Source organism: Staphylococcus pasteuri, assembly GCF_030547725.1.
Taxonomy (GTDB): Bacteria; Bacillota; Bacilli; order Staphylococcales; family Staphylococcaceae; genus Staphylococcus; species Staphylococcus pasteuri.
The window spans coordinates 1-24814 of record NZ_JAUOQO010000011.1 but is presented as its reverse complement, the minus strand read 5'-3'; the positions used below and the strand labels follow the sequence as shown (position 1 = coordinate 24814).

Below are 24814 nucleotides of genomic sequence, written 5' to 3'. Positions count from 1 at the left end.
CCAAATTGAAAACGAGCCTGAGACATCTATTTATGTCCCAGGCTCGCCTTTTTAACTAATCGAACGTAATGGTTTGTGGTGTGTCTAATTTTTTATCGTTCATAATTTTTATGGATTTTGGTATTACTTTAATTACACACAAGTTTGGATCATCCTTAGAGTCAAAAAAGGACTTATCTTGTTTGTTCCAAATCCAATCAATAGTCTCTTGATCTTTCAGTATTTCAACATTAGCATCAATTTCTAGAAAACTACGATTATTCGTTTCATCGTAACCTATAAGTACATGAGCTTTGGGATTATCTTTCAATTCATCAATTTTTTTAGACTCAATGCTTGTCTTAGTATAAAGTGTGTGTCCATCATTATAAAATATCATGTATCTACTATTAGGTGTATTGTTATGTGCAGTAGATAGAACACCTATTTTTGATGTATTTAATATATTTTCAATTTCATTTTGTAATTGTTCGTTATTCATAATTTAATCACCTCTGATAATAATATACACTGAAGTTGCCTATAATATGTAAGGTATTAAAATTTATTTTATTTTTAAGTGAATTATACAAAAGTTAAAACGGGTATATGATTGAAAACACAATCTTAAGTTAAAGGACAATGATAAAGTGAATTTGTATGAAAAAAGCTGGGAAGCAATAAAATCCATTTAGGAGTCATACTTAACAGAGTTTTTAGAACGAAAGATAATCCACTTTTTCAATATATAGTGAAGCATCAAAATGAGATAAATAAATTGTATTTTATTAGAGGTCGCCAAATGAGAAAACTCGGTACTTGAGTACCGAGTTGAATCATTGTCTTGGGCGACCTGCATTGTACTCTGTCAATTGATTTTGAATGTATTGTTCTACAACATCTTTAGACATATTACCAAGTGTCGACATGAAAAAACTGGGTGACCATAAATGCCCATTCCATAGTTGTTTTTTCGTCTCGGGAAATAGTTGAAACCATTCTCTCGCAGAACGTCCTTTGAGCGTCTTAACAATAGAACTTGGGGCATGTTTGGGATTGAAACTTAGTAACATGTGAATATGGTCTGACATCACTTCGATTTCTTGAATAGTGATATCGTAACGATGAGATATATTTTCAAGTATACGTTTCATCTCATTACGCTTTAAATCTGTATCAAAAATTGAAGCACGATACTTAGTCACCCATACAAGATGAAAATTAAAATCATACACATTCGTTCTTGTTTTAACAATCATATGAAACCTCCTATAAACCTTAATTATAGCATTTAATATTGGTTTAAACAAAGTCATATGTGTGTTATCATATAAGTGTAAAAGGAGGTGACACATATGTATAAAGGAATCGAATGTAAACTATATCCAAATCAAAAACAAGCTGAACTGATACAAATGACTTTTGGTCATACACGATTCATTTGGAATCAAATGTTAGGTATGTTAAAAGAACGATATCAAAATAACGCTAACCTTAAAATGTTATCTTATTCAAAACTATCTTCATTAATCCCTCAGTTAAAACGGGAATATCCTTGGTTAAAAGATGTAGACAGTGTCGCGATTCAATGTTCTGTTAAAACATTATCTGATACATTTGACCGTTTCTTTAAAGGAGGTTGTCGCTATCCTAAATTTAAATCAAGAAAACAAACGGTACAGTCTTATTTAAGTACAATAAGAGGGGAGAATATACGTTTTAATGGCAATCAACGTTATGCTAAACTTCCTAAATTAGGTTGGGTTAAGTGTAGAATGAGTGTACCTCATATTGAAAATGAACGTATCAAATCAGTTACTATTAAACAAAAACCAAGTGGTAAGTATATGATGTCTGTTTTAGTTACAAGTGAAAATCAAACTTTACCTAAAACACATCAAACTGTAGGTATAGATTTAGGCGTTTCTGATTTTGCGATTACATCTGACGGTCATAAATATCGTTCTCAAAGGTTGCATTTAAAATACCAAAAACAGTTACATGTTTGGGAAAAAAGAATGGCAAGGCGTCGATTACGTGCCAAAGCTGAAGATAAGTCATTGTCAGAATCAAAAAATTATCAGAAAGCACGTCAACAAGTCGCTCGTATTCATGAAAAAATAGCTCATACGCGTAAAGACTATATTCATAAAATCACGACAGATTTAGTCAAAAACTATGATGTGATTGTCATTGAAGATTTGAAAACATCTAATCTGTTAAAAAATCATCACTTAGCACGTATTATTGCCTCACAATCATGGCATCAATTTAAAATAATATTAAAATATAAATGTGAACGATACGGCAAACAGTTACATTGTGTCAATCCATATAAAACCTCACAATTCTGTTCTAATTGTGGTCATGATAGTGGCAAAAAAACATTAGATATACGCCATTGGCGTTGCTCATCATGTCATACTTTACATGATAGAGATATTAACGCAGCGAAAAATATAAGAAATGTAGGCTTGGGACAAGCCTTAGTCAAATAGCTTAGACCACTGATTTACTTTGAAATAAGTAAATCAAGTCATGAGTGTTCCTAGAAACTCGTTACTTTAGTAACGATGTAGTTCATCATATTGAAATTGGAAAAGATTATCCACAGACTATCGTGAATCATAAAAATAGTAGAGATTATGTTATGGATAAATTTAAGCAATTTTGACATGTCATCCAATAAAAAGGAGTGATTCATTTGTTAAAAAATGAAATACATCGTATTTATTTAGACAAAAATAATAATGAGGTAACTATTAATAGATTTAATGTGACATACCACTATACTATATTAGAACAAATTAATGATTTGCCACAATATGGTTATGCAGTTTTAAACCATTTATATGCTAATCCTGGTTTAGAGGCAGACTTCGAGCGTGTGTTCTTAAATAGAGATAAACATCTAGAGAATACTGAAGGGTTTGAAAATCTATTATTTCTAAAGCCACATAGTACACATGAACATCATGTTATCATTACGTTTTGGCAAGACGAAGCAGCTTACAAACATTGGCAAGAGTCTCAGGAATATAAAACATCCCATAAAAATAGAGGAACCAAACAAGGCGCTGATAAATCTATTGTAAACAGAAACCTATCATTTAATATTAGTTTAGAATTTAAATAACATAATTTTTGAATTAAATGATATTTCTGAAAACATATAGGCGAGTTATTTAAATACTAACTTGTCTATTTTTTAAGCGATATAAAATTTTTAGCAAAATCACTGATAAGCAGACTCATACTATAAATGAGGTTGTATATAACTCACTCTGAAATTGATTGAATATATAGTATCTTTAATAAAATGCAGCTATTGTGGCGTAGAATTTAAGAATTAAAAAATGATTAATATAGTTTGAAAAGACTGAATATAAATACTAGAAGAATAGCCAGTAAATGAGTTTATTATGAATTCATTTACTGGCTTCTTTAAATAATGATCTAGACAATTTGCTTTTCTAGACCTACTTTGAAATACGTTATTTTCTTTAAGCATATTAATATATGACTTGTGTTGATAATGCTAACCTTGGTCAGAGTGTATTGTCATGCGATAATTCAGATGAGATTTTTTAATTAAAACCTTATTTTAAACATCGATGACAAGGTCTAATGTAGGACGTATAGACATCATTTTCAGAATGATATAAATAAATCCATAAATGGAGATAAATCGAAATTATTTATACCCCATTGGGGTATATGTTATAGTATAAGTAACTTTACTATAACATTTTCATTAGGAGGGGTTAATTTGAATAATAATGGTGAAGCGCATAATCATCAAAATCACATGAATCATTCTAATCAAATGCATCATGATAACCATGCCTCACATCATCATCATAGTGGCCATGCACATCATCATGGAAATTTTAAAGTTAAGTTTTTTGTTTCATTAATTTTTGCAATACCTATCATTCTTTTATCGCCAATGATGGGTGTTAACTTACCTTTTCAATTCACATTTCCAGGTTCTGAATGGGTAGTGTTAATATTAAGTACAATTTTATTCTTTTATGGTGGTAAACCGTTCTTGTCTGGTGGTAAAGATGAAATTGCTACAAAAAAACCAGGCATGATGACCTTAGTTGCCCTAGGTATTTCAGTAGCTTATATTTATAGCTTGTATGCTTTTTATATGAATAACTTTAGTAGTGCAACTGGTCATACAATGGACTTTTTTTGGGAATTAGCAACCTTAATTTTAATTATGCTATTAGGACATTGGATAGAAATGAATGCTGTCGGAAATGCTGGAGATGCTTTAAAGAAAATGGCAGAACTGTTACCTAATAGTGCTATTAAAGTTATGGATAATGGCCAACGTGAAGAAGTTAAAATATCAGACATCATGACTGATGATATCGTCGAAGTAAAAGCCGGAGAAAGTATTCCAACAGATGGTATTATCGTTCAAGGACAAACATCTATAGATGAATCCCTAGTCACTGGAGAATCTAAAAAAGTACAAAAAAATCAAAATGACAACGTCATCGGGGGTTCTATTAATGGGTCTGGAACAATACAAGTCAAGGTTACAGCTGTGGGAGAAGATGGATATCTTTCTCAAGTTATGGGACTTGTTAATCAAGCACAAAATGATAAATCTAGTGCTGAATTGTTATCTGATAAAGTAGCGGGTTATTTATTCTACTTTGCTGTAAGTGTTGGCGTGATTTCTTTTATTGTCTGGATGCTCATTCAAAATGATGTTGATTTTGCATTAGAACGTCTTGTAACTGTGTTAGTCATTGCTTGTCCACATGCTTTAGGCTTGGCAATACCTTTAGTCACTGCACGTTCTACTTCAATTGGTGCACATAACGGTTTAATTATTAAAAATAGAGAGTCTGTAGAAATAGCTCAACATATCGATTATGTAATGATGGATAAAACTGGTACTTTAACTGAGGGTAACTTTTCTGTGAATCATTATGAGAGCTTTAAAAATGATTTGAGTAATGATACAATATTAAGCCTTTTCGCCTCATTAGAAAGTCAATCTAATCACCCATTAGCTATAAGTATTGTTGATTTTGCGAAAAGTAAAAATGTTTCATTTACTAACCCACAAGACGTTAATAATATTCCAGGTGTCGGATTAGAAGGTCTAATTGATAATAAAACATATAAAATAACAAATGTCTCTTATCTTGATAAACATAAACTTAATTATGACAATGACTTGTTTACTAAATTAGCTCAACAAGGTAATTCAATCAGTTATTTAATTGAGGACCAACAAGTCATTGGCATGATTGCTCAAGGAGATCAAATTAAAGAAAGCTCAAAACAAATGGTAGCTGATTTACTATCAAGAAATATTACACCAGTCATGCTTACAGGTGATAATAATGAAGTGGCACACGCTGTCGCAAAAGAATTAGGTATTAGTGATGTCCACGCACAACTCATGCCAGAAGATAAGGAAAGCATTATAAAAGATTATCAAAGTGACGGTAATAAAGTCATGATGGTCGGAGACGGTATCAACGATGCGCCGAGTCTTATAAGAGCCGATATTGGTATAGCAATTGGTGCAGGCACAGATGTTGCAGTGGATTCAGGTGATATCATACTTGTTAAAAGTAATCCATCAGATATTATTCATTTCTTGACCCTTTCAAATAATACTATGAGAAAAATGGTGCAAAACTTATGGTGGGGTGCAGGTTATAATATTGTTGCTGTACCTTTAGCAGCTGGTATTTTAGCATTTATCGGCTTGATTTTATCACCAGCTGTAGGAGCAATATTAATGTCTTTAAGTACAGTTATAGTAGCGATTAATGCTTTTACATTAAAATTAAAATAAAAGAGGTAAACCTTATGTATAATAAAGTTTTTGCAATTTTAATTATAATTTTTTCCATAACAATTATTGCGTCTAATGATACTTTCGCAGAAAGTAAGAATGATATGATGAATATGAAAGAAGATAAGAAAAATACAATGGATATGACAAATATGAAACATCATGACGAAAGAAAGAAATTAAATTCTTCACAAGGAAAAAATGAAATAATATTCCCTAAAGTTGCAGAGTCAAAAAAAGATAACAATGGTTATAAAAATTATACATTAAAAGCTCAGGAAGGAAAGACAGAGTTTTACAAAAATAATTTTTCTAATACTCTAGGCTACAATGGAAATTTACTTGGACCAACTTTAAAATTAAAAAAAGGAGATAAAGTTAAAATTAAGTTAATAAATAACTTAGATGAAAATACAACATTTCATTGGCATGGATTAGAAGTAAATGGAAAAGTGGATGGAGGGCCTTCTCAGGTTATAAAACCAGGAAAAGAAAAAACTATAAAATTTGAGGTTAATCAAGATTCTGCTACGTTATGGTATCACCCCCACCCCTCTCCAAATACAGCTAAACAAGTTTATAATGGCTTATCAGGATTATTATATATAGAAGATAGTAAAAAGAATAATTATCCTAGTAATTATGGAAAAAATGATTTGCCTATAATAATCCAAGATAAAACATTTGTATCTAAAAAATTAAATTATTCAAAAACGAAAGACGAAGATGGCACTCAAGGTGATACTGTTCTTGTGAACGGAATAGTAAACCCCAAACTTACAGCAAAAGAAGAGAAAATACGTTTGAGACTTTTAAATGGTTCTAATGCTCGAGATTTAAATCTTAAGCTAAGTAATAATCAAAGTTTTGAGTATATTGCTTCAGATGGCGGTCAATTAAAAAACGCTAAAAAATTAAAAGAAATTAATTTAGCTCCTTCAGAAAGAAAAGAAATAGTAATAGATTTATCTAAAATGAAAGGCGAGAAAATCAGTCTGGTTGATAATGATAAAACTGTAATTTTACCGATTAGTAACAAAGAGAAAAGTTCTAACAAAAGTAATACACCAAAAGTAGGTAAGAAAATAAAATTAGAAGGTATGAATGATAATGTTACCATTAATGGTAATAAATTCGATCCTAACAGAATAGATTTTACACAAAAGTTAAACCAGAAAGAAGTATGGGAAATTGAAAACGTCAAAGATAAAATGGGTGGTATGAAACATCCTTTCCACATCCATGGAACGCAATTTAAAGTTTTATCTGTGGATGGGGAGAAACCTCCAAAAGATATGAGGGGTAAAAAGGATGTTATATCTTTGGAACCTGGACAAAAAGCTAAAATAGAGGTTGTATTTAAAAATACTGGAACATACATGTTTCACTGTCATATACTTGAGCATGAAGATAATGGAATGATGGGTCAAGTAAAAGTAACAAACTAATCAATAGGGAAATTTTAATATGATGAAAAAAGATAAAGACACTAATGACCAAAAAAGTGAGAGCCATATGAAGCATAATGATGAAAGTAAAGTTCCTGAAGATATGAAATCGACTAATGAAGGTGAATTTAAAGTAGGAGATAAAGTAACGATTACAGCAGGACATATGCCAGGTATGAAAGGTGCAGAAGCTACTGTAAAAGGTGCGTATAAAACATATGCCTATGTTGTAAGTTATAAACCCACAAGTGGAAATGAAAAAGTAAACAATCATAAAAGGGTCGTAAACGAAGAGATCAAAGATGCACCTAAAGATGGATTTAGTAAGGGCGATACTGTTAAATTAGAAGCAAGTCATATGTCTGATATGAAAGGTGCTACAGCCAATATAGATAACGTGAAAAAGACTACTGTTTACGTAGTTGATTACAAATCCAAAGATAATGGTAAAATCATTAAAAATCATAAATGGATGACAGTAAATGAACTGAAAGCACGATAAAAATCTAGTTCTAGATTGAGAAATAAATAGATATAAAAATATCCCCCTTAATCAATAATTTAAATAACTTATTATTGTTAAGGAGGATATTTTTTAGTGTGTAAATTAAAAAGAATTTTAGAAGAATAACATTTATCAAAAAACTGTTCATTACGTTATTAATTGAAATTATATAATTAAAAACCACATCATTAACCGATACGCAGAAGCATATCATAAGTGATGCGGTTTTTCAGTTTTAGTAGTTATCTTTTATGCTATAATTATAGCAATAAAAATTTTAAATTAAGGTTGGATTATAATTTGGTAAGATTTATTGGTAATAAAAATGCATTAAAAAATAATAAAATGAGAAATAATGGATAAACTAAAGCATCCCTCACTGCAAAGTGAAGGATGCTCTAGTTTTATTAGAATATAGTTTTCATTTTGATAGATAATGGTTAATAATTGTCTGTAAATCATTATTAAGTACCGTTGTAATACAATCGTCATTCATAAAATCTTCATAGATTTTCCCCAATATTTCTTCATCTTCAATTGCTGTGAAGTGATGTACTAGCCCTTTTACTATTGATATATAATTTTGTGACGCTAAACAATTAGCAACCGTTCACCAGTCTGATTGTGTAGTTTCACGGTTCATAGATAACCCTCCTTTTTATTTTAATGTCCATTTTTGACGTGCTTTAGGGTTTAGTGAATGCATGATTTCATTTGTTGCTGGATTAACGAGTTTTTTAACTTTCTTTTTGTGAGGCTTCAACATTTCCATCACTTGCTCAACACGTTTGACGACAATAGGCCGCTTCGCATAGGCGCCATAAGCTAGAATCACTGTGTCACTTTCACTTATCGCTTTCATTAAGTGTATATCTGTGTGCTCATCGTATGGTTCTTTGATATGTTTGAGATTTTCAGGCGTTTTAATATTCGAAAATAAATTCACTAAATATACAGCGCCATATTGTTCAGAATTCGCTAATTGATTAAGAATGAGAACAGTAGTAGGATCGAGTGATAATACACCATCTAAATGAGGGTACATCGTTATCACTGTACAAGCGGGTTGTTCTTGTTCATGTGTGATTGACAATATATTCTTATCTTCTTGTAGTCTAAAAATGTGTAGGTAATCTGTATGGGGGTGATTATCTCTTTCTTTCACCATATTCCAAAGTAATATTTGAAGCTCTAGAGATAGTTGTTCACTAATGCCTCTTGTGATATATCGATTGATTTTCATATTATTTTACCTCATCTTGAATTTCTTTCATGATGATAATTGCTTGACTAATAATCGTAACAGATATTTGTGCCACTTTGATCCAATTATTCATGGCGATTCCCTCCTTCTTTTAGTAGATGACGTTCATCGATAATCGTATTTTTAATATCAGTGAGGTAGAGAAAGTCCATATCAAAATAATCCAAATAACCAATGCTGATGAGTTGGTTATTGACGTACATAAGAAATGGAAAGATACTTAGCTCATGTAGTTCATTGTTATAGTAGGTATAAGTTTCAAGTGTAAGATGAGCAAGTGGGGTATGGTCTACAAAGCGAGTAGGAAGTATATTTTCTGCTGCTTCTTCTAACGCTTCACATTCCCATGTTTCATTGTTAGATAGTTGGAAAAGACGAGTTATATATTATTTGAGTTCTTGAGTGATTGTTTTCATATCATTGCCTCCTAGATAGTGTGATAGTGATGTAGTTGATATACATCATTGGGATAATATATATTTGATTTGTCATTTATTACGAATCCCGGTGAGAATAAGAGAAAATTCCATATAAAAAACCGCTAAAAACATTGTTATGACAAGGAAATACCGGAATCCCGCCTATTTTGACGAACAATCAACTCATTATTTATACGTATTAATGATGAGTGTATCTCTCTGCTTCCTTATATATATTATTTATTTATAAAAAATAACGAGATTTTGGGATTGTGCTTGCACAATCCTTCTGCTTCTTCGAATCTGCAAATCCCATTTGTTTCCCGGTAAAAAATCATCGTGGGATGTTCTTTAGCAATTTCAATATAAGCATCATGTAGTAGTAGATAGATAATGCAATTTGCTATTATATTAGATAAGTGTTATTGAAATTGATAAAAACTATATACTTCAATAAAATGAAATTTGTAAATACAAAAATAAGAGATAGAACCAAAATTTCTTGTTCTACCTCTTTAAGTGATAAAGTGTTATTTTTCTTTTATAAGTTTTTTAACTTCTTCTAATTCTTTTCCAACATCTCTGTTTGGTTTTTTAGTTATAAGACTTACGATATAAGTCACAATCAAACTTGTTAAAAATCCAGGAATAATTTCATATAAATTAAAGAAGTCATTATATTCTCCCAATGGTTTCACAAAAACAATCCAAATAATGACGACAACTGCTCCTGATATCATACCAGAAATAGCTCCTGTACGACTTAACCCCTTCCAATAGAGAGATAGTAATACTAGTGGACCAAATGCAGCACCAAATCCAGCCCATGCATTACCAACAAGATTAAGTATAGTATCATTCGGAGTCCATGCGATTATAATAGATATAATTGCTATAATAAGAACAGATAATCGACCTACTAATAAAAACTCTTTTTTATGTTTTTTTGCAGCTTCTTCGCCTCTAATTAATTTATAGAAATCTTCAGTAAGTGAACTAGAAGTAACAAGTAGTTGTGAGGAGATTGTGCTCATAATAGCTGCTAAAATTGCTGCAAGAAGGAAACCACCAACCAATGGATGGAATAAAATTTGACCCATTAAAATAAAAAGCGTTTCTGGATCATTTAATTTAACTCCTCTATCTTGAACAAAAGCAATACCTATCAATCCTACACATACAGCACCAATTAAACTAATAGCCATCCAACTAATACCAAATCTTCTGGCAGTTTTTAATTGACTAACGGATTTGATTGACATGAATCGCACTATAATATGCGGTTGACCAAAATAACCTAATCCCCAAGCAAAGAAAGAAATAATTCCCACAATAGTGGTACCTTTAAATAAATTTAGATTAGTTGGTTTTAAATCTGCTGCTTGAGAAAATGTATCAATGCCACCTAATTGCATCATTGCGACAACTGGCACCATAATCATAGCAATTAACATAACTACACCTTGAAAGAAGTCAGTTAATGATACTGCTAAATATCCCCCAAAGAATGTATAAGCAATGACAATCACCGAAACTAGAATAAGACCAGTATGATAATCTAGACCAAAAGCACTATTAAATAATTTACCACCTGAAACCATACCCGAGTGAGTATATAGTGTAAAGAATATGACAATAATACCCCCAGAGATAATTTTAATAATATTAGAATTATCATTAAGACGGTGTGTAAAGTAGTTAGGTAATGTGATTGAATCATTCGCTTTTTCAGTGTACACACGAAGTCTTGGTGCTACAAGTATGTAGTTAACATAAGCTCCGATAGTTAATCCAATAGCTAACCATGCTGCTGATAAACCTGTAGTATAAACTTCTCCAGGTAATCCCATAATCATCCAACCACTCATATCAGAAGCGCCGGCTGATAATGCTGTGACGTAGGGCCCTATATTTCTCCCTCCAAGCACATATTCACTCAAATCCCCAGTTGCTTGTTTATAACCATAGTATCCAATAATAAGTAAAATAAAGAAATAAACTGAAAGCATAACATAAGTTCGCCAATCAGGATTTACTTGACTTGACAATGATGTAGCAAGAATAAACATAATTAATAACTCCTTTATTATATATTTATTTTAGTTACATACAATAATTATACAACAAACAAGAGTTATTTAAATGATAAATTTAAATTTTTGGTATTTAATGAATCTTATTAATTGTAAATACTATATTTATGTAGCAGTGACTATATTTTTAATATTAATTTTTAGTATATAATATTCATTGATTTTGTATATAACGATAATAAAAACAAATATACTATATTTAAGTAACATATAAATCGATATATTTGATTTGTCATTTATTAAGAATCCCGTTGACAATATGAGGAAATTCTATATAAAAACCCGTGATAAACGTTGGTGTAACAAGGAAATCCCGGAATCCCACCCATTTTGACGAACAATCAACTCATTATTTATAAGTATTGATGATAGGATTGGGTCTCTGCTTCCTTATATATATTATTTATTTATAAAGAATAACGGGATTTTGGGATTGTGCTTGTACAATCCTTCTGCTTCTTCGAATTTGCAAATCCCATTCCTTTCCCGGTAAAAAATTATCGTGGGATGTTCTTTAGCAATTTCAATATAAGCTTCGTGTAGTTATGAAAATAATTACGACAATGGCTGTTTCATTAGATAAGTGTTATTGAAATTGATAAAGAGAATTCTAAAATTGGTTAGATAAAATAAATGAAAGAATAACAGAATAGTCATTGTTTATTCAATAGTTATATATAGTTTGCGGCAAAAATAAAGAAGAAGTGCTGAGGAGCACTTCGTCGAGTGGATGGTTATTAAATAGTTGTTTATTAAAAGCATTATCCAATTTGAGGATGATGTAAAATTAATTTTTATGATATTCATCTATCCTTATATCAATACGATTGATAATCGTTAGATACAGTGATTTCAATTGCTATTTCTCTAATTCTTCAATATCTTTGAACATTGTCTGTAACACATTAGCAGTCATATCAGTATTATAATGTGGGAATTCAGCTTGTTTGTCTTGTTCTAGTAGATAGCACTATTTATATTAGTATTTAAAATTTAAATATTTTGATTATATAAAAAACGTTGATACAATTCATATAATAGTAAGTCTATATTTTTTATTTTGGAGGAACATATTTGGGGACCCTATTTAGTCTGATTACTTTTATATTATTATTAGTCCTAACGGCATTTTTCGTAGCGACAGAGTTTGCTATCGTGAAAGTCAGAGAAACAAGAATTGCACAATTGTTTAATGCAGGAGAGAAGAAAGCAATCGCTGCTAAAAAAGTTGTCGATCATCTTGACGAATACTTAGCTGCCTGTCAATTAGGTATTACCATTACCGCTTTAGGTATTGGTATGGTCGGGGAATCCACATTTGAATTTATTCTAAACCCACTATTCAGTAGTATAGGTATTCCTGAAGCATGGATACATCCATTTACTATTGGTGGTGCGTTTGTTATCGCGACATTTTTACATGTAGTTGTAGGTGAGATGGCGCCTAAGACCATTGCGATTCAAAAAGCTGAGTATATTACATTACTCTTTGCGAAGCCAATCATCTTTTTCTATAAAATAATGTATCCATTTATTTGGCTATTAAATGGTGCAGCACGATTAATCTTGAAAATGTTCAACATGAAACCAGCTAAAGAGAGTGAGGTATTCCACTCTGAAGAAGAATTGAAACAATTAATTCAAGATAGCCATGAAGGTGGCGAAATTAATGACAGTGAGTTACACCATATTAATCAAGCATTTAAATTCGATAATTTAGTCGCAAAAGATATTATGATCGATCAAGAACATGTCAAAACACTCAATTTAAATACGCGTTTTGATGATGCGATTCAACAAATTAAAATAGATGCATTTACAAGATATCCAGCTATTAAAGATGATCAAATTGTTGGTTTTATCCATTCCAAATCATTATTTAATGTGGATCAGCCATCTAAGTTAGTGACATTTGTTAATCCAATTATCAACGTTAAACTGAATACGCCATTGAAGCACATTTTGGAAATAATGAAAAAGAAAAAAGTTCATATTGCTGCAGTTTATGATAATGCTGATTTCAAAGGTATCATTACTTTAGAAAATATTCTTGAAGAAATCGTTGGCGATATTGAAGATGAATATAATTAATACAACTGTTTATACTGACCCTATCATTGAGATTTGAAAGTCTGAATGATAGGGCATTTTTTATTTACCGACTTTAAACTTTGACATCCGACTCAATTTGTAACTATAACGATTACATGAAATGAGAAGATTGAAAATTAGTAGTCGTTTTACTGTAGTTGGCGAACAAGTATCATTGATTAAACGAATCATTTAAGACTAGACGATTCATTGTTATGGACATATTCATGATGACTATCGTATTGAATATTTACGTAAACATATTCAAGCTGCTATCGAAGCAGTAGCTAAAGACGTTGATAAAGGAAAAACGATTCGTTTTTTACAAAATTTATTAAATATAAGTAGTGAACAAACGATTGTATTAGGTGATGGTTTAAATGATGTTCCTTTATTTGAGCATGCACGATACAAAGTTGCTATGGACAACGCTTATCCAGAACTTAAAAGTAAAGCAAATTTAATTTCAATTAATAATGATAGAGATGGCGTAATAGAAACATTGAATATATTACTTATAAATGACGATAATCATAGTGAATGAAACAATATGTAATTAACTTTTATACGATAAACCTCATCATAAAGGGATTTTGAACGTATCAGAACATATGAGGTTTATAAGAATTGCTGTTATGTTTTTTGAACACATCAATAAACAAAAAAGGTATGCACTATGTAAAATATTTATTAAATGATATAAAGCGAGGATACATAAATGATTTTTAAATAGATATGTATCCAATAATATAAAAAGGGACTATAAGCTATATCTAACTACTTATAGTCCTTCTTCATTAGTATAAATATTAAGAAAAGTGTATATTTTTGTAACCTTCATTTACATTAATAATGTTGTGATAACCTTTATGTTCTAAAATACCAATAGCTATCGAACTTCTAATGCCAGACTGACAATGTACATAAATAACATCGTTTTTATTGAAAGGTAAATCTGTTTCTAAAAGTTTGCTGTGTGGTACATGAACCGCTTGAGATAAGTGGCCATTATTCCATTCATTATCATTACGTACATCTAATATATGTGATTCGTTACCTGTAATGTCTTCACTATGAATGGAACGTGTTTGAATCTTAGATTGAGGTAATTGATATCCAGCAACATCATCGTATCCAATGAGTTGTAAGGTATGTGTTGCTTTTGAAATAAGGTGATAGTCTCCAATCAAGTTAATTTCTTGATCATAGTTTAGATACCAGCCAATTTGATTGATGAAATTTTTATCATATGGAATATTGATTGTACCTTCAATATGTCCACCATGATAAGCCTCCTTACTGCGGAGATCAAAAGTTAATCTGTTTGTACTTGTAGTTGGATAAACCGTATAAGGTTGATATAAATTCATACCGAATTGATTAATTTTTTTCATTTGTGCAAAATGATGTGGTGGTGCAGGTTGGTCAGAAATGAGTTTATCGATAAAGGTAGCTTCGTTATTTTCAAAAAAAGCCCAGTTTGTTTGTTTTTCATAGCCAAGCGTAGATGTTGGAATAGCACCTAAAGATTTACCACAAGGACTACCAGCGCCATGGCCAGGCCAAATTTGAATGTAGTCTGGCAAGTCTTTAATACTTTTAATCGATTTAAACATTTGTTTAGCGCCTATTTCAGATGATCCTTCTACTTTAACCGCTTTTTCTAGTAAATCAGGTCTACCGATATCTCCTACAAAAATAAAATCACCACTGAATAGTCCCATTGGAACTTGTGCTCCAGCACCTTCGTCAGTAAGTAAAAAACTTATACTTTCTGGCGTGTGACCAGGTGTATGAAGCACTTTTAATTTTATATTTCCTACATAAATATCGTCATTATGTTGAACAAAATGAGTGTGGTTAGGCATATTTTTATAACCTAATATGTCATCACTTTCACCTGATACATAGATATTAGCATTTAACTTTATAGCAACATCTCTAATTCCTGAAGCAAAATCTGCATGTATATGTGTTTCAGCTGCATGAGTAATGGTTAAACCTTCTTCATCAGCAACTCGAATATATGAAGATAAGTCACGAATAGGATCAATAATCATGGCTTCTCCAGTTTTTTGACAACCGATTAAATAAGATGCTTGGGATAAATGTTTATCATAAAATTGTTTAAAAAACATAATATCATTCCTTTCTAATTATATAAATAAATTGTGATTAGCTTGTTCTGTATATCCAATATATGCACCTACGCCACCGTATTCTACATCATCGCGTAGTTCTTCTTTTGTAATGCCCATCACATCCATACTCATTGTACAAGCGATAAGTTTAACACCTTGCTCAACTGCTTGATCAATAAGAGAAGGTAAAGTATCGACATTTTTCTTTTTCATGACATAACGCATCATTAGATTGCCTAAACCAAACATATTCATTTTAGAAATAGGCATGTTAATTGGTGAATTTGGAAGTATGAAGTCAAAAAGTTTTGCAATACCTTTTTTCTTAATACGTTGACTTTGAATTTTTTTAAGTGCATTTAAGCCCCAAAATGTACAAAAGATGGTTACATCTCTACCTGCGGCTTTAGCACCATTAGCAATAATCATTGCTGCAACTGCTTTATCTAGCTCGCCGCTAAATAAAACAATTGTTGTTCCACTTTTCGTGTGTGTCACTTCTATATTTTTATTTTCTTCTTTTTGAATAATAGCGCGAATTTCATTACCAAAATCGTTGAGTCTAACAAGCGTATGTCCAGTTTGTTTGACCCAACTTTTAATATCATTTAAAAATCCGTGATCAGTCACAACAACTTCTATTTGATCACCAATAGCGATATTTTTGATTTCTTTACTAATATTAACAATAGGTCCTGGACACTGTAGATTACTATAATTGAATGTCTTACGATTATCTTTAATTTCTCTATCTTCTTTTACTTTAGATAAATTATCATTATGATGTTGTTCTTCGTATGCGGTATAACCTCCGTCTAAATTCACCACATCGTATCCGCGTTGTGCAAGAAATTGACTGGCTTTTCTACTTCTATTACCACTTTTACAATAGATATAGTAAGTTTTATTTTTGCTTTGTTTAAAAGTCTCTATATTTTCAACTGAATGTAATAAAGCATTTTTAATGTGTCCTAATTCAAATTCTTCAGGCTGTCGAACGTCAATTAATTGACCCTTAGAACCCAATTCTTGTAATTCTTTTTTAGTGAAATCATTAATGTGTTTCGTTTTATATTGTGACATAATTGCCTCCTTTTAAATACCTATAGGGGTATATTATAATGGATTAGATAGTTTGTCAAATACCCGCATAGGTATTTGACAAACTAAAATTTAATCAATATGATGTAATTATTAAAAATTAATATGGAGTGAAATATATTGGAATATAATAAAAAGATGATTAATCGTATTCATCGCATACAAGGACAGCTTAATGGAGTCATTAAAATGATGGAGGAAGAAAAAAATTGTAAAGACGTCATTAGTCAATTAAGTGCCTCTAAAAGTTCTATTCAACGTTTAATGGGTATTATCATTAGTGAAAACTTAGTAGAATGCGTTAAAATGTCTGAAGAAAATAGTGAAGATTCTCAGGCACTAATTAATGAAGCAGTTGAATTATTGATAAAAAGTAAATGATAAGTATAACCACCATTATAGTAATGTTAGTTATTGGTATCTTAGGAGGATTTATTTCTGGATTAGTCGGTATAGGGGGAGCCATTGTTATTTACCCTGCTCTCTTATTATTACCACCATTATTTGGTTTACCTACTTATAGTGCTTATATTGCTTCAGGATTAACTTCAAGTCAGGTGTTTTTTAGTACATTGAGTGGATCTTTAAACGCATATAAAAATAAAAATTTTTCTAGACCGCTTATACTTAATATGGGAAGTGGGATGGTAATAGGTAGTATGCTAGGTGCAATCTTAGCGAATTTAATAAATGTTCAGTTTGTTAATACGGTTTATATTATTATTGCATTACTAGCTCTTATTCTAATGTTTATAAAAGTTACACCATCTACTAGTCGTATTAAGTTTAATCGTCTACTTTTAATTACAATAGGTGGTATCATCGGTTTGGTATCTGGTATTGTAGGAGCTGGCGGCGCATTTATTATTATTCCAGTACTACTTGTTATATTTAAATTACCAATGAACATGGTGGTTACAAATAGTATTGTAATTGCATTCATCTCTTCTATTGGAGCATTTATGATTAAATTATTACAGGGTTATATTCCTATCAATAGTGCAATACCGTTAATTTTAGGTAGTATACTATTTACACCTCTAGGTATGAAAATAGGACAAAAAATACCTGATTCTATTCAAAAAGTGATTGTAAGTATTTTAATCGTCATTGCAATCATTAAGTTGATTTTTTAAGAGCATTATATGATAGAAAATCTATTAAAAAGCGTCTCAACCATATTGAGACGCTTGAAGTTTATCTAGCTTTAAATGATTCAATGGAGGTTTTGATTTCATCTCTAACACGTTGAAATTCTGACCAAGGTTTGCCTGCAGGATCATCAAATTCCCAATGTTCCTTCTTTACATTAAGCGGCAATACAGGACAGTTTTGATTAGCATCGCTACATAGAGTTACTACTAAATCAGATTGGTTTAGTATAGTTTTATCTATTAGATTAGAAGTATGATTTGATATATCAATTCCAACTTCTTTCATAGCTTCGGTTGCTTTCGGATTGACACCGTGTGCCTCAATACCTCCAGAATATACTTGCCATTCATCACCTAAGATTTTTTTACCCCAGCCTTCAGCCATCTGGCTACGGCATGAATTACCTGTACATATAAAATAAATTATTTTCTTTGTCATCATTGACACCTCTTTTTTAAAATATAATAAGTGTAACGTACAAACCAACTAATGTGATAAACAGAACAGGAATCGTAATAACAATACCCGTTTTAAAATATGTGCCCCACGAAATTTTTACTCCTTTTTGTGTTAAAACATGTAGCCATAGTAATGTTGCTAAGGAGCCGATAGGTGTGATTTTAGGTCCTAAATCTGCGCCAATGATATTAGCATAAATCATGCCTTCTTTGATTAAACCGGTAGTTGCAGATTGTCCAATAGCAATTGCATCAATTAATACGGTAGGCATATTATTCATAATGGCTGAAAGGAATGCGGATATAAAGCCCATACCTATAACACTACTAAACAATCCATAGTTTGATATGCTTGATAGAATATTAGCTAATAGTGCAGTAATACCTACATTTTTCAGACCAAATACAACTAAATACATACCTATAGAGAAGAGCACAATATTCCATGGTGCACCTTTGATAACTTGTTTTGTATTTACTACTCTCGATTTATAGGCCAATACAGTAAATATAAACGCAATCAAACAAGCAATTAACGATACTGGAATTTGAATAAATTCACTAACTATATAACCGATGAGTAAGATTGATAAAACAATCCATGAAAACTTGAATAATTTTGGATCTTTAATGGCTTGATTAGGTGCTTTAAGATTTTTAATTTCAAAATGGTTAGGAATAACTTTTCTGAAATATAGCCATAATACAACGATACTTGCAAGTAAAGAGAATAGATTGGGAATGATCATGCGGCTTACATATTCAATAAATCCAATATGGAAGTAGTCAACAGAAACGATATTAACTAAATTACTTACAATTAGTGGAAGAGACGTAGTATCTGCAATAAAACCACTAGCAATAATAAATGGGAATATCGTTTTTTTATCAAATCCTAAACTACGTACCATTGCTAAAACAATAGGCGTCAGTATTAAAGCCGCACCATCATTTGCGAAGAAGGCTGCTACAACTGAACCTAAGAGCATGATAAAGATAAACATTTTCAAGCCATTACCCTTTGACGCTCTTACCATATGTATGGCAGACCATTCAAAGAATCCAATTTCATCTAATATGAGTGAAATAAGAATAACTGCAACAAAAGTTAAAGTCGCATTCCAAACAATTCCAGTAACTTCTAGTACGTCTGAAAAGCTTACAACGCCAGTGATTATAGCAACTACAGCACCAATTAATGCTGTAATACCTATATCTAGCCCTTTAGGTTGCCAAATTACAAAAAGGAGGGTTAAAAGAAAAATAATAATCGCTAAAATAGTCATTATTTACATTCACCTGTCTTTATTTTTTTACACATACATTGTTGAGTAGGGGAACTAATATAAGTTAATTCTTTATTGATTGCATCTAAGTATTCTTGATTAAGTTGATACATACGTTTAGTACCGTCTTTTCGCGTAGTCACTAGTTCATTGTCTACCAGTATTTTCATATGATGACTTAATGTAGGTTGTGAGAATTGGAAATGCTCTAATAAATCACAAGCACATAATTCACCACAAGATAATAAATCTAATATTTCTAATCGACTTGAATTGGATAAAGTTTTTAATTGTAATGAAAGTTCCTTGTAAGACATAAATTTGCTACCTCCTTTAATATAGAATATCATATATATAGATAACAATCTATATACATTGATTTTTTGCAACAATCCATTAGATTGTTTATAACGTGATTGGTACTATTGGGCTGATCCGAAGGATGATGGTTCTGAACCTAATAACTGGGAAAGTATCTTTAATGGTTCAACTTGGGAATTTGATGAAAATACAGGACAATATTATTTTCACTTATTCAGTGTTAAACAACCCGATTTAAATTGGGAAAACCCTGAAGTACGAAATGCAGTTATAGACATGATGAATTGGTGGTTCGATAAAGGTATTGATGGTTTTCGTGTAGATGCAATTACGCATCTTAAAAAATCTTGGGAAATGGGAGATTTACCCGTTCCTCCGGGTAAAAAATATGCCCCAGCTTTTGATGCTGATATGAACCGCCCTGGTCTTCAAGATTGGTTACAACAAATCAAAGATGAATCATTAAGTAAGTATGATATTATGACTGTCGGTGAAGCAAATGGAGTAAATCCCGATAATGCTGACGAATGGGTTGGAAGAGAAAATGGTAAATTTAATATGATTTTCCAATTTGAACATTTAGGCTTATGGAATACAGGACAATCTCATTTCGATGTTAAAACTTATAAAAAGGTATTGAACCGTTGGCAAAAAAAACTTGAAAATACTGGATGGAATGCACTATTCATCGAAAACCATGATCAGCCGCGTCGTGTATCTACATGGGGAAATGATAATAAATATTGGTATGAATCAGCTACAAGTCATGCGGTTGTTTACTTTCTACAACAAGGCACACCATTTATTTATCAAGGACAAGAAATTGGAATGACGAACTTTCCGTTTACAAATATAGAGCAATTTAACGATGTATCTGTTAAAAATGAATACCTTATGGTTAAAGAAGAAGGCGGAAACACTGATGCATTATTAGAGAAACACCGCATGGAAAACAGAGATAATTCTCGAACTCCAATGCAATGGAATAATGAAGATTATGCTGGTTTCTCTAATGTTGAACCTTGGTTCCCAGTCAACCCTAACTACGTTTCAATTAATGTCGAACAACAAGAAGCGGATGATCATTCTATATTGCAATTTTACAAAGATTTAATTCAACTTAAAAAATCAGATGCCACCTTTACGTATGGAGAATTCAACTTAATTGATTCAGAAAATTCCAGTATCTTTGCATATACTCGCACATTAAGTAATAAAACAGCAGTCATTGTCGGTAATCTAACAAATCAAACAGCAAGTCTAAAAACTGATCTTGAATTAAACAAGGGCGATTTAAAATTGCATAACTATGATACTGAAATTAATACAGATAATATAAAACCCTATGAAGCATTTGTTGCTATGATTTAGTTAATAAATTTATTCAGTTGACAAATATCCAAAATTCAAACCCACTCATAACAATATAAATTTTAATTTGAGTGGGTTTGGATTTTTTAAATTATATATTATTTACCTTTTTTGTCTGACTTTTAAATTGAGTATTAATAAAGTCTCCTATACTATGTGAATAATCATATTTTTATTCTTAAATTAATCTTTATATCAAGAAAATCATACAATTGATAGCTCTAAGCATTCTATATTTTCAATTTTTTTTCAATTAGAGAAATGTGTTCACTTATCATATTTCTTTGTTTATTCAAGAATTCAAAGTGTGCTCCAAGTATACTTTGTATGTCTATTTTATTTTGATAGAGCATGTCAGTGTTTTTTTGAATTTCTTTTAATGGCATATTTAAATTCCTTAGACACTGGATAAATTTAATCATTTCGATATCGTCGTCTGTGTATAAACGCTTGTTATTGCTGTCTCTATGGATGTGTTTCAATATATTCTTTTTCTCGTAATAACGTAGTTTGCTTTTAGGTATATTGCAATAATCTGAGACATATTCAATGTAATATTGTTTCATGTAAGCATATCCTTTCTCTTAAATCAAGGTTTAACTGATATTGTACTCTATATAAACATGAATGAGGAGGAAATACAATGAAAAAAGCTTTAATTGTTGTAACAAACATTGCGAAATACGATAATTTAGACAGACCTACGGGTGCGTGGTTCTCAGAGGTTACGCATTTTGCGAAAGATTTCTATGACGCAGGTTATGATGTTGATTTCGTAAGTCCGAACGGTGGATATGTGCCTCTTGATCCTATCAGTCTTAGCCCTGAAATGATGGGAGCTGAGGACTGGGAATACTACACAGATCATAATTATATGAATAAATTTGGACAAACATTATCTCCAAAAGAGGTTAATCCTAGCAACTATCAAGCTATTTACTTTGCAGGTGGACATGGTGCGATTTGGGATTTTAGAAATAACAAAGAACTTAACGACATTGCGTTAAGTATTTACAATAACCAAGGCGTTCTCTCTTCTGTATGTCATGGTGCGGCGGGTCTACTCGACATTAAAGAAAATGGGGATTACCTCGTTCATCATAAAGACGTGACTGGTTTTACAAATAGTGAAGAACAAGCAAATGGTACAACTGAATACATGCCATATTTATTAGAAGACGAATTCATTAGTAACGGTGCACATTTTAAAAAAGAGGATGACTGGAGCAATTTCGCAGTCGTAGATGGTCGCATTGTGACTGGTCAAAATCCTCAATCAGGACATGCTGTTGCTGAACATGCTTTAAAAATCTTAGCTAATCAATAATTTCATAAAGGAGCGATACACATGAAATCATTAATTATTGGCGCTAATGGTGGCGTCGGTCAACATCTTATACGTAAACTGAAAGCACGAGATGTTGATTTTACTGCCGGTATTAGAAAAGAAGAACAAGTTGAAGTTTTAAAAGCAGATGGTATTGATGCAACTTACATTGATGTTGCAAAACAATCGATTGATGAATTAACAGAATTATTTAAACCGTATGATCAAATCCTTTTTTCCGTCGGTTCTGGTGGGAGCACAGGTGACGATCAAACAATCATAGTAGATTTAGACGGTGCAGTGAAAGCAATTAAAGCAAGTGAACACGTCGGTCGTCAACACTTTGTTATGGTATCAACGTACGACTCATGTCGAGAAGCTTTTGATGCGTCAGGCGACTTGAAACCATATACCATTGCAAAACATTATGCGGATGACTACTTAAGACATGCAAATTTAAAATATACTATCGTGCATCCAGGCGCTTTAACAAACGAACATGAAACGCAACAATTCAATATGAGTAAGCAATTTGAAAATGTACAAAATCCGTCTATTACAAGAGAAGATGTAGCAGAAGTGCTTGTTTCTGTATTAACTGATGAAGCATTACAAGGTCACGAATTCCAAATCATCAATGGTAATTTGTCATTATCAGACGCAACGAATAAATATCTGGAGGAATAATAAATGAATAATCAACAAATTGTACTTGCAAAACGACCCCAAGGTATCCCTCAAGACGATGTATTTAGATTTGAAACAATAGAAACTCGAGAACCACATGCAGGTGAGGTTCAAGTAGAATCCATTTATGTATCTGTAGATCCTTACATGAGAGGCAGAATGAATGATACAAAAAGTTATGTTCAACCTTTCCAAGTGAATGAGCCATTACAAGGTCATATTGTTGGAAAAGTCACACAATCAAACGATGAACGTCTATCTGTTGGCGATTATGTCACAGGCATATTACCATGGAAAAAGATAAATACAGTGAATGGAGACGATGTGACCCCTGTGCCATCAAAAGATGTACCATTACATTTATATTTGAGTGTTTTAGGCATGCCGGGAATGACGGCCTATACAGGATTGCTTCAAATTGGTCAACCAAAATCTGGCGAGACGGTTGTCGTGTCAGCTGCATCCGGTGCGGTAGGCTCTGTCGTAGGACAAATTGCTAAGATTAAAGGCGCAAAAGTTGTCGGTATTGCTGGTGGTAAGCAGAAAACAGCATATTTAACAGATGAATTAGGATTTGATGCGGCCATTGATTATAAACAAGATGATTTCACGCAGCAACTCGAAGCGGCTGTACCAGATGGTATTGATGTGTATTTTGAAAATGTAGGCGGCGCAATTTCTGATGAAGTGTTTAAACACTTAAATCGATTTGCACGCGTTCCGGTATGTGGTGCAATTTCAGCATATAATAATGAAAAAGACGATATTGGACCACGTATCCAAGGAACATTGATTAAAAATCAAGCATTAATGCAAGGTTTTGTAGTAGCACAATTCGCTGATCATTTTAAAGAAGCAAGCGAACAACTCGCACAATGGGTGTCTGAAGGTAAAATTAAATTTGAAGTGACGATAGATGAAGGTTTTGACAATTTACCTTCTGCATTCAGAAAGTTATTTACAGGTGATAATTTCGGTAAACAAGTTGTCAAAATCAAAGAAGAATAGTGCAAAAATTGCAACACCAATTGTTATAAATGAGTTGTATATATTATCACCAATTAAGAGTATTTAAATATCTTATCTTCTTAATCATTATTATTTATTCTATTTTACAATCCTTCACTAACTAGTGTTATAATTTACCTAACAAACTGTTTATAAGAATAAAATAGAGAGACGTTAGTGAATCAATAAATGTTTTCAATATTATATTCTGGGTAAATGGAAAATTAGATAATAAGCATTCATATTTATAAAGAGTCTGGGACATAAACCCTAGAGAAATAGCCAGTAAATGAGTTTTAACAAATTCATTTACTGGCTTCTTTATTT

The 24814-nt window shown here is 31.6% G+C and carries 22 protein-coding genes and 6 pseudogenes; 14 read left to right on the top strand and 14 right to left on the bottom strand.

All coding sequences use genetic code 11. The features are described 5' to 3' along the window. Window positions 1-55: 55 nt before the first annotated feature. Window positions 56-481: a pyridoxamine 5'-phosphate oxidase family protein gene (locus Q4528_RS11330; RefSeq protein WP_017636312.1), complete on the bottom strand. Its 426-nt coding sequence runs from the start codon at window positions 479-481 to the stop codon at window positions 56-58. Window positions 482-815: 334 nt separating this feature from the next. Beyond that, window positions 816-1262, bottom strand: a complete 447-nt coding sequence (gene tnpA, locus Q4528_RS11325) for an IS200/IS605 family transposase (protein WP_372868721.1) — start codon at window positions 1260-1262, stop codon at window positions 816-818. 72 nt (window positions 1263-1334) lie between these two features. On the opposite strand from tnpA, the gene Q4528_RS11320 reads away from it, so the two are divergent. The 6 genes from Q4528_RS11320 (at window position 1335) to Q4528_RS11295 (ending at window position 7762) form a co-directional block, all read left to right on the top strand. Continuing rightward, window positions 1335-2477, top strand: a complete 1143-nt coding sequence (locus tag Q4528_RS11320) for an RNA-guided endonuclease TnpB family protein (RefSeq protein WP_303521607.1) — start codon at window positions 1335-1337, stop codon at window positions 2475-2477. Window positions 2478-2521: 44 nt separating this feature from the next. Then, on the top strand, window positions 2522-2653 hold the full coding sequence (locus Q4528_RS11315) for an FAD-binding domain-containing protein (RefSeq protein ID WP_236582557.1): 132 nt from the start codon (window positions 2522-2524) through the stop codon (window positions 2651-2653). Window positions 2654-2683: 30 nt separating this feature from the next. Continuing rightward, a complete protein-coding gene (locus Q4528_RS11310; protein ID WP_002467540.1) occupies window positions 2684-3115 on the top strand; it encodes an antibiotic biosynthesis monooxygenase family protein in 432 nt (143 codons plus the stop codon). Between the two features lie 633 nt (window positions 3116-3748). Beyond that, complete coding sequence (locus Q4528_RS11305; RefSeq protein ID WP_017636309.1) at window positions 3749-5812, top strand: heavy metal translocating P-type ATPase; 2064 nt, start codon at window positions 3749-3751, stop codon at window positions 5810-5812. A 14-nt stretch (window positions 5813-5826) separates the two neighbouring features. Continuing rightward, on the top strand, window positions 5827-7260 hold the full coding sequence (locus tag Q4528_RS11300) for a multicopper oxidase family protein (RefSeq protein ID WP_017636308.1): 1434 nt from the start codon (window positions 5827-5829) through the stop codon (window positions 7258-7260). A 19-nt stretch (window positions 7261-7279) separates the two neighbouring features. Next, window positions 7280-7762 (top strand): YdhK family protein, encoded by a 483-nt coding sequence (locus Q4528_RS11295; RefSeq protein WP_089589865.1) that lies wholly within the window; start codon window positions 7280-7282, stop codon window positions 7760-7762. A 424-nt stretch (window positions 7763-8186) separates the two neighbouring features. On the opposite strand, the pseudogene Q4528_RS11290 reads toward Q4528_RS11295, so the two are convergent. From Q4528_RS11290 to Q4528_RS11270, 6 genes and pseudogenes are all read right to left on the bottom strand, one after another. Beyond that, a pseudogene (locus Q4528_RS11290) lies at window positions 8187-8408 on the bottom strand (hypothetical protein). A gap of 15 nt (window positions 8409-8423) precedes the next feature. Beyond that, window positions 8424-8831 (bottom strand): annotated as a pseudogene (locus Q4528_RS11285) (DUF1643 domain-containing protein); the annotation flags it as partial. Further along, window positions 8826-9008, bottom strand: a pseudogene (locus Q4528_RS17170) (DUF960 family protein); the annotation flags it as partial. The pseudogenes Q4528_RS17170 and Q4528_RS11285, both read right to left, overlap by 6 nt. Window positions 9009-9094: 86 nt before the next feature. After that, complete coding sequence (locus tag Q4528_RS11280) at window positions 9095-9412, bottom strand: SAUGI family uracil-DNA glycosylase inhibitor (RefSeq protein ID WP_225307066.1); 318 nt, start codon at window positions 9410-9412, stop codon at window positions 9095-9097. A gap of 566 nt (window positions 9413-9978) precedes the next feature. Further along, window positions 9979-11517 carry a sodium/proline symporter PutP gene (gene putP / locus Q4528_RS11275; protein ID WP_154874860.1) on the bottom strand — a complete coding sequence of 513 codons (1539 nt, stop codon included), beginning with the start codon at window positions 11515-11517 and terminating at the stop codon, window positions 9979-9981. A gap of 688 nt (window positions 11518-12205) precedes the next feature. Further along, window positions 12206-12442 (bottom strand): annotated as a pseudogene (locus Q4528_RS11270) (cassette chromosome recombinase CcrB); the annotation flags it as partial. A 173-nt stretch (window positions 12443-12615) separates the two neighbouring features. Here Q4528_RS11270 and Q4528_RS11265 point away from each other — a divergent pair. After that, on the top strand, window positions 12616-13632 hold the full coding sequence (locus Q4528_RS11265) for a hemolysin family protein (protein ID WP_154874858.1): 1017 nt from the start codon (window positions 12616-12618) through the stop codon (window positions 13630-13632). A 217-nt stretch (window positions 13633-13849) separates the two neighbouring features. After that, window positions 13850-14176, top strand: a pseudogene (locus Q4528_RS11260) (HAD family hydrolase); the annotation flags it as partial. A gap of 265 nt (window positions 14177-14441) precedes the next feature. Here the strand turns inward: Q4528_RS11260 and cstB are convergent. Then, entirely contained in the window at window positions 14442-15770 is a 1329-nt protein-coding gene (gene cstB / locus Q4528_RS11255) for a persulfide dioxygenase-sulfurtransferase CstB (protein ID WP_154874856.1), read from the bottom strand. A gap of 18 nt (window positions 15771-15788) precedes the next feature. Continuing rightward, the gene (locus tag Q4528_RS11250; RefSeq protein ID WP_154874854.1) at window positions 15789-16856 is read right to left on the bottom strand and encodes a DsrE/DsrF/DrsH-like family protein; all 1068 of its coding nucleotides are present in this window, start codon (window positions 16854-16856) and stop codon (window positions 15789-15791) included. A 138-nt stretch (window positions 16857-16994) separates the two neighbouring features. On the opposite strand from Q4528_RS11250, the gene cstR reads away from it, so the two are divergent. Continuing rightward, the gene (gene cstR / locus Q4528_RS11245) at window positions 16995-17255 is read left to right on the top strand and encodes a persulfide-sensing transcriptional repressor CstR (protein WP_000456194.1); all 261 of its coding nucleotides are present in this window, start codon (window positions 16995-16997) and stop codon (window positions 17253-17255) included. Further along, window positions 17252-18010: a sulfite exporter TauE/SafE family protein gene (locus Q4528_RS11240; RefSeq protein ID WP_154874852.1), complete on the top strand. Its 759-nt coding sequence runs from the start codon at window positions 17252-17254 to the stop codon at window positions 18008-18010. The genes cstR and Q4528_RS11240 overlap by 4 nt, the downstream gene beginning before the upstream one ends. Before the next feature lie 61 nt (window positions 18011-18071). On the opposite strand, the gene arsC is transcribed toward Q4528_RS11240, so the two are convergent. From arsC to Q4528_RS11225, 3 genes are read right to left on the bottom strand one after another with little or no spacing between them, the layout of a single operon-like run. Next, window positions 18072-18467 carry an arsenate reductase (thioredoxin) gene (arsC, locus tag Q4528_RS11235; protein WP_303521658.1) on the bottom strand — a complete coding sequence of 132 codons (396 nt, stop codon included), beginning with the start codon at window positions 18465-18467 and terminating at the stop codon, window positions 18072-18074. A gap of 16 nt (window positions 18468-18483) precedes the next feature. Beyond that, window positions 18484-19776: an arsenite efflux transporter membrane subunit ArsB gene (gene arsB / locus Q4528_RS11230; protein WP_191962470.1), complete on the bottom strand. Its 1293-nt coding sequence runs from the start codon at window positions 19774-19776 to the stop codon at window positions 18484-18486. Beyond that, window positions 19773-20090, bottom strand: a complete 318-nt coding sequence (locus tag Q4528_RS11225; RefSeq protein WP_017636296.1) for an ArsR/SmtB family transcription factor — start codon at window positions 20088-20090, stop codon at window positions 19773-19775. The genes arsB and Q4528_RS11225 overlap by 4 nt, the downstream gene beginning before the upstream one ends. 94 nt (window positions 20091-20184) lie before the next feature. Between Q4528_RS11225 and Q4528_RS11220 the strand changes: the two are divergent. Next, window positions 20185-21465: pseudogene (locus Q4528_RS11220) on the top strand (alpha-amylase family glycosyl hydrolase); the annotation flags it as partial. 230 nt (window positions 21466-21695) lie between these two features. On the opposite strand, the gene Q4528_RS11215 reads toward Q4528_RS11220, so the two are convergent. Next, window positions 21696-22031: a MerR family transcriptional regulator gene (locus Q4528_RS11215; protein WP_303521596.1), complete on the bottom strand. Its 336-nt coding sequence runs from the start codon at window positions 22029-22031 to the stop codon at window positions 21696-21698. A 77-nt stretch (window positions 22032-22108) separates the two neighbouring features. On the opposite strand from Q4528_RS11215, the gene Q4528_RS11210 reads away from it, so the two are divergent. Genes Q4528_RS11210 through Q4528_RS11200 form a run of 3 tightly spaced genes read left to right on the top strand, consistent with a single transcriptional unit; the run spans window position 22109 to window position 24487 of the window. Next, window positions 22109-22792 (top strand): type 1 glutamine amidotransferase domain-containing protein, encoded by a 684-nt coding sequence (locus tag Q4528_RS11210; RefSeq protein WP_119622432.1) that lies wholly within the window; start codon window positions 22109-22111, stop codon window positions 22790-22792. 21 nt (window positions 22793-22813) lie between these two features. Continuing rightward, window positions 22814-23479, top strand: a complete 666-nt coding sequence (locus Q4528_RS11205; RefSeq protein ID WP_154874843.1) for an SDR family oxidoreductase — start codon at window positions 22814-22816, stop codon at window positions 23477-23479. 3 nt (window positions 23480-23482) lie between these two features. Then, window positions 23483-24487, top strand: coding sequence for an NADP-dependent oxidoreductase (locus Q4528_RS11200; protein WP_303521587.1), 1005 nt, complete (start codon window positions 23483-23485; stop codon window positions 24485-24487). Window positions 24488-24814 lie beyond the last annotated feature (327 nt).